At 66.2% G+C, this 12,349-nt stretch carries 11 protein-coding genes; 6 read left to right on the forward strand and 5 right to left on the reverse strand.

All coding sequences use genetic code 11. The annotated features are described in order from the left end of the window. Positions 1-79 precede the first annotated feature (79 nt). The 6 genes from AC0Z35_RS24035 (at position 80) to AC0Z35_RS24060 (ending at position 6,641) form a co-directional block, all read left to right on the forward strand. Entirely contained in the window at positions 80-1,024 is a 945-nt protein-coding gene (locus AC0Z35_RS24035; RefSeq protein WP_319301891.1) for a hypothetical protein, read from the forward strand. After that, positions 1,006-2,706, forward strand: coding sequence for a single-stranded-DNA-specific exonuclease RecJ (recJ, locus tag AC0Z35_RS24040; RefSeq protein ID WP_046805778.1), 1,701 nt, complete (start codon positions 1,006-1,008; stop codon positions 2,704-2,706). Before AC0Z35_RS24035 ends, recJ begins: the two co-directional genes overlap by 19 nt. 140 nt (positions 2,707-2,846) lie before the next feature. Beyond that, a protein-coding gene (gene prfB / locus AC0Z35_RS24045; RefSeq protein ID WP_100856261.1) for a peptide chain release factor 2 occupies positions 2,847-3,951 on the forward strand; the annotation gives its coding sequence in 2 pieces (ribosomal slippage) (positions 2,847-2,927 and positions 2,929-3,951; 1,104 coding nt in all). Positions 3,952-3,994: 43 nt separating this feature from the next. Beyond that, complete coding sequence (locus AC0Z35_RS24050; protein WP_104145033.1) at positions 3,995-4,750, forward strand: SDR family oxidoreductase; 756 nt, start codon at positions 3,995-3,997, stop codon at positions 4,748-4,750. Positions 4,751-4,760: 10 nt separating this feature from the next. Beyond that, the gene (gene lysS, locus AC0Z35_RS24055) at positions 4,761-6,284 is read left to right on the forward strand and encodes a lysine--tRNA ligase (protein WP_120156156.1); all 1,524 of its coding nucleotides are present in this window, start codon (positions 4,761-4,763) and stop codon (positions 6,282-6,284) included. 36 nt (positions 6,285-6,320) lie between these two features. Further along, positions 6,321-6,641, forward strand: coding sequence for a preprotein translocase subunit TatB (locus AC0Z35_RS24060; RefSeq protein WP_104145032.1), 321 nt, complete (start codon positions 6,321-6,323; stop codon positions 6,639-6,641). On the opposite strand, the gene AC0Z35_RS24065 is transcribed toward AC0Z35_RS24060, so the two are convergent. The 5 genes from AC0Z35_RS24065 to AC0Z35_RS24085 all read right to left on the reverse strand — a co-directional run bounded on the left by AC0Z35_RS24065 (position 6,638) and on the right by AC0Z35_RS24085 (position 12,333). Continuing rightward, the gene (locus AC0Z35_RS24065) at positions 6,638-7,282 is read right to left on the reverse strand and encodes a TetR/AcrR family transcriptional regulator (RefSeq protein ID WP_219990404.1); all 645 of its coding nucleotides are present in this window, start codon (positions 7,280-7,282) and stop codon (positions 6,638-6,640) included. The two genes, AC0Z35_RS24060 and AC0Z35_RS24065, sit on opposite strands and share 4 nt — an antisense overlap. 6 nt (positions 7,283-7,288) lie before the next feature. Then, complete coding sequence (locus AC0Z35_RS24070; RefSeq protein WP_046805783.1) at positions 7,289-8,443, reverse strand: thiolase family protein; 1,155 nt, start codon at positions 8,441-8,443, stop codon at positions 7,289-7,291. Beyond that, positions 8,440-10,281 carry an AMP-dependent synthetase/ligase gene (locus AC0Z35_RS24075; RefSeq protein ID WP_485132809.1) on the reverse strand — a complete coding sequence of 614 codons (1,842 nt, stop codon included), beginning with the start codon at positions 10,279-10,281 and terminating at the stop codon, positions 8,440-8,442. The genes AC0Z35_RS24070 and AC0Z35_RS24075 overlap by 4 nt, the downstream gene beginning before the upstream one ends. 11 nt (positions 10,282-10,292) lie before the next feature. Continuing rightward, positions 10,293-11,087, reverse strand: a complete 795-nt coding sequence (locus AC0Z35_RS24080; RefSeq protein ID WP_485133023.1) for an ABC transporter ATP-binding protein — start codon at positions 11,085-11,087, stop codon at positions 10,293-10,295. Positions 11,088-11,151: 64 nt separating this feature from the next. Then, complete coding sequence (locus AC0Z35_RS24085) at positions 11,152-12,333, reverse strand: ABC transporter substrate-binding protein (RefSeq protein ID WP_485132808.1); 1,182 nt, start codon at positions 12,331-12,333, stop codon at positions 11,152-11,154. Between the last annotated feature and the right edge of the window lie 16 nt (positions 12,334-12,349).

The following is a 12,349-nucleotide window of genomic DNA, read 5'->3' on the forward strand; positions in this document are numbered from 1 at the left end:
CCACGACCAGCCGTGTCAACCTATGGCAGCCGCCACCGCCGCTTAGTTCCCGCCGCCCGGGCGGACTACAATCGCGGCCATGCTGATCGTCATTCCGGGCGCCCTGCCCGCCCTTCCCGTTGCCGCCGAACTGGCCAAGCTGCTGCCTGAACGCGCCCCCACGCTGCACCGCTGGTTGCTGGCCGGCGCCGCCCGGGCCGCCCCCTTCGATGTACGTGCCGCCGGGTGCACGGCTTTCGAATCCTGGCAACTGACCCGCGCGGGCTACCGAACCGAGCCCGGCCTGCTGCAAGGCGCGGGCCTCGGTCCGTTGCTGGCCGATGAGCAGGCCCCGTCCGGGCAAGCCGTGTGGCTGGCCGAGCTGGTCCATCTGGCCCTGGGCGCGGACCAGGCCAATCTGCTGGACCCGGGCCAGATGGATCTGCGCCCCGAAGAATCCGCCGCCTTGCTGGACACGGCGCAGCCCTTGTTCGACGGTACCGGTTTTACGGTCCAGCCCCTGTCCCCGCAGCGCTGGCGGCTGACCTTGCCTGACGGCCTGCGTCCGCAGACGGCGTCGCCGCTGGTCGTGGCGGGGCATCGCTTGAATGAATGGTGGCGCCAGGACGCGGAAACGCGGCCGTGGCGGCGCTTGCTGAATGAAATACAGATGGCGTGGCACGAACACCCCGTCAACGACGACCGCGCCGCGCGCGGCCTGCCGCCCGTCAATGCGCTATGGCTGTACGGCGGCGGCACGCCCTGGCCGGTGGCCGCGCCCGGCCCGGAACGCGTGCTGACCGGCCTTGACGCGCCCCAGCGCGCGGGCGATTGGGCCGCCTGGCTTGATGCCCTGACCGAACTCGATACGCAGCATTTGCGCCCCCTGGCGGGCAAGCAGGGCGTGCCCGACAGGCCCGCCGAACTGCTGCTGCTGGGCGACGACCGCCAAGTCGCCCTGACCCTGAAACCGCGCGGGGGCCTGCTGGGCTTGCTGCCCGCGCCCAAGAAAAACTGGAGCGCCTGGTGGTCTCACCCCGCTTAACGACTCGCCCCGCCGACCTGGACGCCTGCCGCGTCCTGGAAGCGTCGGGCATCCATCCCTTGCTGGCCCGCCTGTGGGCCGCGCGCGGCGTCACGCATCCTGATCAGACCAAGCTGGCCTGGCCATCGTTGTTGCCGCCCGCCGGCCTGACCCATTCCGCTCACGCCGCCGGCGTGCTGGCCGATGCCATCCAGGCCGGCAAAAAGCTCTTGATCGTGGCCGACTACGATTGCGACGGCGCCACCGCCTGCGCGGTCGGGCTGCGCGCCTTGTCGGCCATGGGCGCCGACGTCGACTTCCTGGTGCCCAACCGCTTTGAAACCGGCTATGGCCTGTCGCCCGCCGTGGTCGAGCTGGCCGTGCGCCACCGCAGCGGCAAGCCCGACATCATCATCACCGTGGACAACGGCATCGCCAGCGTGGACGGCGTGGCCGCCGCCAACGACGCCGGCATCGGCGTGGTCATCACCGACCACCACTTGCCCGGCGACACCCTGCCCGACGCGCTGGCCATCGTGAACCCGAACCAGCCCGGCTGCGGCTTCCCGTCCAAGAACCTGGCCGGCGTGGGCGTGATCTTCTACATGATGCTGGCGCTGCGCGCCGAGTTGCGTCGCCGTGGTGTCTACCCCGCCGATGGCGGCCCGCGCCTGGACGCGCTGTCCGACCTGGTGGCGCTGGGCACCGTTGCCGACGTGGTCAAGCTGGATGCCAACAACCGCCTGCTGGTCACGCAGGGCTTGCAGCGCATGCGCAGCGGCCGGCTGCAACCGGGCCTGCGCGCGCTGTTTGCCGTGGCGGGCCGCGAACCGCGCAGCGCCAATGGGTTCGACCTGGGCTTTGCGCTGGGCCCGCGCATCAACGCGGCGGGCCGCCTGGCCGACATGAGCCTGGGCATCGCCTGCCTGACGACGGATGACGAAGCGCAAGCGCTGGAAATGGCGCGCGAGCTCGACAACATCAACCGCGAACGCCGCACGATCGAAGCCGAAATGCGCGAACAGGCACTGGCCGCCATGGAAGCGCCCAATGCGGCGGCGGGCGCCACGGTCTGCGTGTTCGACCCCGGCTGGCACCAGGGCGTGGTGGGGCTGGTGGCATCGCGCCTGAAAGAAAAATTCTGGCGTCCCACGCTGGCCTTCGCGCCGGCGGGCGATGACGAAATCCGTGGCTCGGGCCGCTCCATTCCCGACGTGCATCTGCGCGATGCGCTGGACCTCGTGTCCAAGCGGCACCCCAACCTGATCCGCAAGTTCGGCGGCCACGCCATGGCGGCCGGCCTGACGCTGGGCCGCGCGGACTTTCCCGCCTTCGCGCCCGCGTTCGACGCCGCCGTGCGCGAGCTGACCGGCCGCGACACCTTCGAACCGGTCATTGAAACCGACGGGTCGCTGGAAACCGGCTACGCCAACGCCGAAATCGCCGGCATGTTGCAGCAACAGGTCTGGGGCGCGGGCTTTGCCGCCCCCCTGTTCCTGGACGAATTCACCGTACGCAACCAGCGCCTGGTCGGCGAAAAGCACTTGAAGCTGTCGCTGGAACGCGGCCACCAGCGCTTTGACGCCATCTGGTTCGGCCACGACCAGTCGCTGCCCGAACACATCCAGGCCGCGTACCGCCTGGAACAGAACGTCTGGAACGGCATGGTGTCCGTGCAGCTGGTGATCGAGCACGCGGGGTAAAGCCTTGGGGGAAGCCGACGCCGGCACGATCGCTTCCCAACCAGCGATCCGTCCCCCCTGTTGCAACACGCGCCCGCGTAGTTGCCCCAACCACGGTAAAATGCCAGGTTTCGCACAAAAGTCATCAGGACAGGATCATCATGGAAGCCGAACGTCAGAACCAGCTCGCAGCCCGCCTCGCCGATTACGCGGAGCGCGAACAGGCTCTACGGAGGTATCTTTGACTACGATGCCAAAGCTGAACGCCTGCACGTTGTAAACGCCGAGCTCGAAGACCCGGCGGTCTGGAACGACCCCAAGCACGCCCAGGACCTGGGCCGTGAAAAGAAAGCCCTGGAAGACGTGGTGGAAACGCTCACCGGTCTTGGCACGGGCCTGGCCGACGCCAACGAATTGTTTGAACTGGCCGAGGCCGACGACGACGATTCCACGCTCGAATCCATCGAAAAGGACGCCGACGCGTTCCAGGAAAAGCTGGAAAACCTGGAATTCCGCCGCATGTTCTCCAACCCGGCCGACCCGCTGAACTGCTTCCTGGACATCCAGGCGGGCGCGGGCGGCACGGAAGCCCAGGATTGGGCATCGATGCTGCTGCGCCAGTACCTCAAGTACGCCGAGCGCAAGGGCTTCAAGGTCGAAGTCCTGGAAGAATCCGAAGGCGACGTCGCGGGTATCAAGTCGGCCACCATCAAGATGGAAGGCGAATACGCTTTCGGCTACCTGCGTACCGAAACCGGCGTGCATCGCCTGGTTCGCAAGAGCCCGTTCGATTCGTCCGGCGGCCGCCACACCTCGTTCGCCAGCGTCTTCGTGTACCCCGAAGTCGATGAATCGTTTGAAGTTGAAGTGAACCCCGCCGACCTGCGCGTGGACACCTACCGCGCGTCCGGCGCGGGCGGTCAGCACATCAACAAGACCGATTCCGCCGTGCGCCTGACGCACATCCCGACGGGCATCGTGGTGCAGTGCCAGAACGACCGCTCGCAGCATCGCAACCGCGCCGAAGCCATGCAGATGCTGAAGTCCAAGCTCTACGAACTGGAAATGCGCAACCGCATGGCCGAACAGCAGAAGCTGGAAGACTCCAAGACCGATGTGGGCTGGGGCCACCAGATTCGTTCGTACGTGCTGGACCAAAGCCGCATCAAGGACCTGCGTACGAACGTTGAAATCTCCAACACGCAGAAAGTGCTGGACGGCGACCTGGATCCCTTCATCCAGGCCAGCCTGAAGCAAGGCGTTTAAGTCTGTCGCGATACTTCCGCTAACCGTACCCAGAGGTCCACGAATGTCTGACACCATCGCAATCCTTACCGGCGCCTCGCGCGGCATCGGCGCCGCCATGGCGCGCGGCCTGGCCAAACCGGGCACCCGCCTGATCACGCTGGCGCGCCGCGAAGACCCCGAACTGGCCGCCTACGCGCAGTCGCGGGATGTGCAGCTGGAACAACTGTCCGTGGACCTCTCGGACTTGAAGGCGGCTGAAACCGCGGCCGAACGCATCTGCTCGGCCCTGCCGCGCGATGCCAAGCGCTATCTGCTTATCAACAATGCGGGCACGGTGCACCCCGTCGCCGGCACCGACGCCCTGATCGACAGCGCGGCCATTACCGCCGCCTTCAACCTGAACGTCACCGCCGTCATGCTGCTGACCGCGCGCTTTCTGGCCGCCGTCGAAGGCCTTAACGCTGACCGCCGCGTGCTGAACATTTCCTCCGGCGCGGGCCGCAACCCGAACGCCGGCTGGGGCGTCTACTGCGCCACCAAGGCCGCGCTGGACATGTACACGCGCGTGGTCAAGCAGGAACAAGGCGCCGACGGCGCGCGCATCGTCGCGCTGGCCCCCGGCATTGTCGACACCGACATGCAGGTCGCCATCCGTTCCAGCGACCCCGACAGCTTCCCCGCGCTGGCCAAGTTCCAGGACTTCCACGCCACGGGCAAGCTCGCTTCGCCCGCCAATGTGGCTGCCCGCATCCTTGCCTACCTGGATCGCGAAGATTTCGGCACAACCGACATCGACGACATCCGCAATTACGACTGATCCCCTTACCATGACCGACCACTCGACCGCTCCGGCACCCGCCCAGGATGAAAACCGCTTGATCGCCGAACGGCGCGCCAAGCTGGCCAAACTGCGCGAAACCGGGGTTGCGTACCCGAACGACTTTGTTCCGGACGCCCGCGCCGCCGCGCTGCACGACAAGTACGACGGCGAGGAACAGGAAGCCCTGGCCGCCGCCGGCGTCACCGTCAAGGTGGCCGGCCGCATGATGCTCAAGCGCGTCATGGGCAAGGCCAGCTTCGCCACCCTGCAAGACAGCACCGGCCGCATCCAGATCTACCTGGACCGGGGCACGCTGGGCGAAGACAACTACGCCGCGTTCAAGCAATGGGACATCGGCGACATCATCGCGATCGAAGGGTCGGTCTTCAAGACCAACAAGGGCGAATTGTCGGTGCACGCCGCCACCGCCCGCCTGCTGTCCAAGTCGCTGCGTCCGCTGCCCGACAAGTTCCACGGCGTGGCCGACCAGGAACTGCGCTACCGCCAGCGCTACGTTGACCTGATCATGACGGACGCCACGCGCCGCACGTTCGAAGCGCGCAGCAAGGCCGTGGGCAGCATCCGCCAGTTCATGCTGAACGCCGGTTTCCTGGAAGTGGAAACGCCCATGCTGCACCCGATTCCGGGCGGCGCGGCGGCCAAGCCGTTCGTCACGCACCACAATGCGCTGGACATGGAAATGTACCTGCGCATCGCGCCCGAACTCTACCTGAAGCGCCTGATCGTCGGCGGCTTCGAACGCGTGTTCGAAGTCAACCGCAACTTCCGCAACGAAGGCGTCAGCCCGCGTCACAACCCTGAATTCACGATGATGGAGTTCTACGCGGCCTATGCGGAATACCGCTGGCTGATGGACTTCACGGAAGAACTGATCCGCCAGGCCGCCATCTCGGCCACCGGCAGCGCCGTGCTGACGTATCAGGAGCGCGAGCTTGATCTGTCCAAGCCGTTCGACCGCCTGACCATCTGCGAAGCCATCCTGAAGTACGCGCCGGGCTACACGCAGGCACAGCTGGACGACCCGGTCTTCGTGCGCGCTGAACTCAAGAAGCTGGGCGCGGACGCTGACGGCCCCGTGCTGTCGCGCGCCGGCCTGGGCGCGCTGCAACTGGCGCTGTTCGAAGAGACGGCCGAAGCCAAGCTCTGGAACCCCACGTACATCATCGACTACCCGGTTGAAGTGTCGCCGCTGGCACGAGCCTCGGACACACGCGACGGCATCACCGAGCGCTTCGAGCTGTTCATGACCGGCCGCGAAATCGCCAACGGCTTCTCGGAATTGAACGACCCCGAAGACCAGGCCGAACGCTTCCGCTCGCAAGTCGAAGCCAAGGACGCCGGCGACGAAGAAGCCATGTTCTACGACGCGGACTACATCCGCGCGCTGGAATACGGCATGCCTCCGACGGGCGGGTGCGGCATCGGCATCGACCGCCTGGTCATGCTGCTGACCGACAGCCCCAGCATCCGCGACGTCATCCTGTTCCCGCACCTGCGTCGTGAAGACTAAGGTCGCAGCAGCGCAGGCGAGCGCCGGAGCAGCGTCGTGATCTTCAAGATCCTGATGCTGCTGCTGATCGTGGCGGGGCTGGTCTATTGGATCAAACAACCCCGCCGCGTCCTGCCGGGTGCGACCTACGCGCCCGCGCGGCCACGCCGCCCGGTGTTCATTGCGCTATGCATTGCCACCGCCATCTCCGTGGTGGCCGCGATCTTGACGGCGCTGTTGTGGATGGGTGGCGTGGCCGGCGGCGTCACCGGCGGCGGCTATCACGGCGAAGCCGACTTCCTGCTGCCTGTCTCCGGTTGCCTGCTGGCCTTGGGCGTGGCGTGCGCCGTGGCGGCATTCCTGAAGCGTCGCGGCTAGGCGGCGGCATCCAGCGGCCACGCGCCCGCCCCTTCCGGCAACGCCGGCAACGACGCCAACAACATCGCATCGATGAAAGCCGCCGGCGCCAGACGCCCGCCAGGCTTGTACCACTGCACCGTCAGGTTCATCGCCCCCAGCACGCAGCGCTTGATGACGCGCGCGTCGCCCTGGATCAGTCCCGCCTGAACGGCATCCGCTACCACCGACTGCCACATCGCTTCGTAGCGATCGCTTAGCGCCTTGACCGCCGACTGGCTGGGCGCGGACAAGCTGCGCCATTCGTAGACCAGCGCATTCATTGCATCGCCGCCCGCGCCTTGCAGCATGCTCCACATGTGCACGCGAAACAGCGCGGCAAGCCGATCCGCCGGCGCATCGTAGTGCGCCAGCGCGCGTTCGCCGCCGTCAATCACTTCCTGGATGCCGTTGTTCATCACCGCCACCAGGATCTCTTCCTTGCTGCGAAAGTGATGGAACAGGCTGCCCGACTGCAAGCCCACGGCGCGCGCCAATTCGCGCACCGTGGTCCGTTCGTAGCCGTGCTTGCAGAACAGCCTGCCGGCCGTCAGAACCAGTTCGCGCCGGCGTTCGGAATCAGCGCCCTCTTCGCGCGGCACAAGGGCCGCGGTCTTGGTCATGGCCGATCACAGCCTTTGAATGATGGTGGCCGTGGCCATGCCATGGCCGATGCACATCAGCTGCATGCCGATTTCGCCTTCGGTTGCCTCCAGCCCCGCCAGCATCTTGGCCATCAGCCCGGCACCGGTCGCACCCAAAGGGTGGCCGTGCGCGATGGCGCCGCCCCAGGGATTCACGCGCGCGGGCTTCGCATCAAGCTCGCGCTGCCACGCCAACACCACGCTGGCGAAGGCTTCGTTGATTTCGATCCAGTCGATGTCTTCCAGCGCCAACCCGGCACGCGCCAAGGCCTGACGCGCCGCCGGGATCACGCCCGTCAGCTGCATCACCGGGTCGGACCCCACGACCACCCGCGCCAGGAAGCGCGCCCGAGGCCGCAGCCCGTCGGACAGCGCGGTGTCGCGATCCGCCAGCAACACCGCCGCCGCCCCGTCTGCCAGCTGGCTGGCGTTGGCGGCGGTAACGCCGCCCTGGCCAGCGGGCCGCATTGCCGGCGCCATGGCAGCCATACGCGCCGCGTCGGTCTTCTCCCTGATACCTTCGTCCCGATGCGCGGCGTCTTGCGGGCCGGGCAGCAGTTCGGCATGCAGGCCGGCCCGCGCGGCGGCCCAGGCGCGTGCGTGGCTTTCACGCGCCCAATCGTCCATGTCCGCCTGCGACAGTTTCCAGTGGTCGGCGATGCGCTCGGCGCTTTCAATCTGATGCACTAGCGCATGGCGTTCCAACAGCGCCGGGTTCAAGGATTCAAAACCCTTGAATTCGCCCTGCCCCAAGGTCACGTCCAGGAACATCGGCACGCGGCTCATGCTTTCGACGCCGCCCGCGACCACGTAGCGCATATCGCCCGCCGCGATGGCTTGCGCGCCAAAATGCACCGCCTGCTGGCTGGAGCCGCACATGCGGTTCAGTGTTACGCCCGGAACGGTTGCCGGCACGCCGGACAGCAGTGCCGCCAGCCGCCCCACGTTTGCGCCCTGCTCACCCGCCTGGCTGACGCAGCCCGCGATCAGGTCCTCGACCTTGTCGCCCGGCAAGCCGGCACGCGCCAGCAAGCCATCCACCGTCTGCGCCAGCAACGTATCGGGCCGCGTATCGGCCCACCATCCGCCACGCCGACCAAACGGCGTGCGAACCGCCTCCACGATCACGGCGTCATTCATGCCATCGTCTCCTCAACGTAGAGCCTTTCGATTTCGTTCGCGTACGTGCGATAGATGCTGGCCCGGCGCACTTTCATGGTGGCCGTGACCTCGCCATCATCGTGGTCCAGTTCCTTGGTCAACAGGTGAAAGCGCTTGATCTGCGACACCGGGGCCAGCCCGGCGTTGGCGCGCGACACTTCTTGCTGCACCAGCTCGCGCACCTCGGGCGATTCCGCCAGCGACCGGAAATGCGTGAACGCAATGCGGCGCGACTCGGCCCACTTGCCCACCGTGTCGAATTCAAGCTGGATCAGCGCCGACACGAACTTGCGCCCATCCGCGATCACGATGCATTCCTTCACATACGGGCTGCCCTTGACGGCGTTTTCGATTTCGGACGGCGTCAGGTTCTTGCCACCGGCCGTGATCATGATGTCTTTCAGGCGATCCACGATGCGCACGCGGCCGTCCTGTTCCGCCACCACGTCGCCCGTATGCAGCCAGCCGTCGCGCACCGTGTCGGCGGTGGCGTCCGGGTTCTTGTAATAGCCCTGGAACACCATGTCGCCGCGCACCAGCAATTCACCCGCCTCGCCCATCTTCCATTCCACGCCCAGGATCGGTTCACCCACCGTGCCTACCTTTACGCGATCGGGGTGTTGGCCGAAGATCATGCCGGCGGACTCGGTCAGCCCATAGACTTCCAGCAGCGGCACGCCCAAATTGCGAAAGTAGCGGACCACATCGGGCGGTATCGGCGCGGCGCCCGTCATCGCGACGCGCACGCGCCGCAAGCCGATGAAGTTCTGCAAGGCGCGCAGCACCAGCCAGTACCACAGCGCATGCGTCAGCCGTTCGCGCGCGCTGTATTGCGCAGGCGACTTTTCAAGAAACGGCGCACAACGCGCCAGCGCCCGCCAGTACAACCACTGTTGCAGCCGCCCCGCCTCCTGCATCTTGATCGAGATCGACGCGTGCAACTTTTCCCAGATGCGAGGCACGCCCAGGAAAATCGTCGGCGCCACTTCACGCAGGTCCTCCTGCACGGTGCGAATGGATTCCCCAAAGTTCACCTGCGACCCCAGGTACAGGGGCACGAAGGTGGACAGCATTTGCTCGGCCACATGGCATAACGGCAGATACGACAGGTGCACGCTGGCCGCATCCATCGACAGCCGGTCCGCGATGCCCGGCGCCACGCCGCGCATGTTGCGGTAGCTGAGCATGGCGCCCTTGGGCTTGCCGGTGGAGCCCGACGTATAAATCATCAGCCCCGTGTCATCCAGCCGCTGCGTATCCAGCGCGGCGTTCAGCGCGGGAAACTCGACGGCCTCGCGACGCGCGCCGTCGGCTTCGACTTCGGCAAAGGTGACGATGCGCGTGCGATCGGCGGGCGGGTATGACCGCAGGCCTTTGGTCTCCATCATCACAATGCGGCGCAGCAAGGGCAGCCGGTGGGCCACTTGCAGCACCTTGTCGGTCTGCTCCTGGTCTTCGCACACCACCAGTTCGACGTCGGCATGCTCCAGCACATAACCCATTTCCTCGGCCGGGCTGGTCGAATACACACCCACCGCCACGCCGCCCACCGTGCCCGCCCCCAGCTGCGTCAGCAGCCATTCCACGCGGTTTTCCGACACGATGGCCACGCGCCCGCCTGCACCCAAGCCCAGGGCACGCAACCCCAGGCCCACGCGGCAGGCGCGCTGCCAGTAGTCCGCCCACGACAGCGGCTTCCAGATGCCAAAGTCTTTTTGCCGGATGGCGATGGCCGTGGGTTTGCGCCGCGCCTGCTCGCGCAACATCTGCGGCAGGGTCAGCTCGGGCCAGACGGCGGGATCAATCAACGCAACCATGGCCTTGTCCTTCATGACAGCCAGCGCTTGCGGCGCTTGTAATGCTTGATATCGCGAAAGCCGCGCGCCTCGCCCGTGCCGCCCACGCCCAGATAGAATTCGCGCACGTCGGGGTCGGCGGCCAGCTTGTCGGCCGAGCCGTCGATCACCACCTTGCCGGTTTCCATGATGTAGCCGTAGTGCGCCACGGCCAGCGCCACCGAGGCGTTCTGCTCAACCAGCAACATCGACACGCCCTGCTCGGCGTTGATGCGCGCGATGATGGAAAAAATGTTTTCGACCAGCATCGGCGACAAGCCCAGCGAGGGCTCGTCCAGCAGCATCAGGCGCGGCTGCGCGATCAACGCGCGGCCGATGGCCAGCATCTGCTGTTCACCGCCAGACAGATAGCCCGCCAGGCCGCGCCGCCGCTCGAACAGGCGCGGAAAGTAGCCGTAGACCAGGTCGAAGTCCACCCGCGCGCCGGGCCTGCCCGTCAGCGCGTAGCTGGCGGCCACCAGGTTTTCTTCCACGGTCAGGTCTTCAAATACGCGGCGCCCTTCCATCACGTGCGCAAGGCCCGATCGCACCAGGTTCTGCGGCTTGGCGCCGCGAGTGTCGCCGCCGTTGAACACGATGTGGCCGCGCACCAGTGCCCCGTCTTCCAGGTCCAGCAGACCCGACACGGCCTTGAGCGTGGTGGACTTGCCCGCGCCGTTGCTGCCCAAGAGCGCCACGATGTTGCCGGCCGGCACCGACAGGGACAGCCCGCGCAGCACCTGCACCGCCTTGTTGTAGACGACTTCGATATTGTTGATGTCCAGCACCGCCGCGGGCGTGGCGGTGCCGGTCGATGCCGCGTGCGCGTCAGGGGCGAACGTCACAGGCGCCTCACTTGAGCACGATCCAGTCGGACGCCGGCACCATCTGCTTTTGCTTCACATCGGCGCGATAGATCCGGCCCACCGGAATGGAGTTGCCCTTGATGGTGATGGGCACGCCGATCAGCCCACCCGTGTCGAAGTCCTTGATGCCATCCAGCGCGGCTTTCATGTTGGCGCTGGTCAAATCCTTGCCGGCGTCCAGCGTGCGCTTGGCCACTTCGGAAAACAGCATCGCGGCCAGGAAGCCCTGCATATAGCCCGTGCTTTGATATTGCGGACGCATCTCGCGAATCTTCTTGAGCATCGGCGCATCGCCCTCGGTGTCGTAGTAGTAGCGATACGGCATCACGCCCATGAAGCCCTCGGCGTCTTCGCCCATCTGCATCACGGTGGAGTTGTCCATCGTCCAGAACGTGCCCATGTAGCGCGTCTTCAAGCCCATGCGCTTGCCCTGCCCCACGAATTCGGGAATGGGCGCCAGCACATAGCCGTGGAAGATCGTGAAGTCAGGGTCGGCGCGGCGCAGCTTGATGACTTCGGTGGACACGTCCACGCTGCCCGGCGGCGTCATGATCTCGGTAGCGACCTTCAGGCCCAGCTTTTCCGCGACCGCGCGCGAACTGGCAATGGGGTCGCGGCCGAACTCCGTGTCGGAATACACGAACGCGACTTTCGCACCAGGCTGCTCCTTGGCGATGTAGCGCAGCAGGATGCCGAACATTTCGGTGTAGTCGGGCCCCAGCATGAACTGCGCCGGATACTTGGCGGGGTCGTTCAGCTCGGTGGCGAACGACGCGCCCGTCATCAGGATGTCGCCCGTGCGGTTCAATTCAGCGTTGATGGTCTTTGAAAACCCCGTGGAATCGCCGTAGTAGAAATTCACCTTGTTCTGGCTGGTGATCTTCTTGAAGGCGGCCACCGACGCATCGACCTTGTACGCCGTGTCTTCCGGCACGTAGCGCAGCTTGCGCCCCTTGATGCCGCCCTGGTCGTTGATGATCTTCACGTAGTCCGTGATGCCGGCGTGGATGCCCTGGCCCGCGAACGCGAACACGCCGCTCAAGGGAATCGACCCGCCCAGCACCAGGTCCTCGGCAGCGTGCGCGGCGGGCGCCGCCGCTATTGCCGCCGCCAGGCCCAGCGGGGCCAACAACCTCGATAAACCGCTGCCTATCCGGATGCGCTTCATGGTGTGTCTCCTTGGG

Source organism: Achromobacter sp. 1L-A-4-B-C2 (assembly GCF_057291955.1).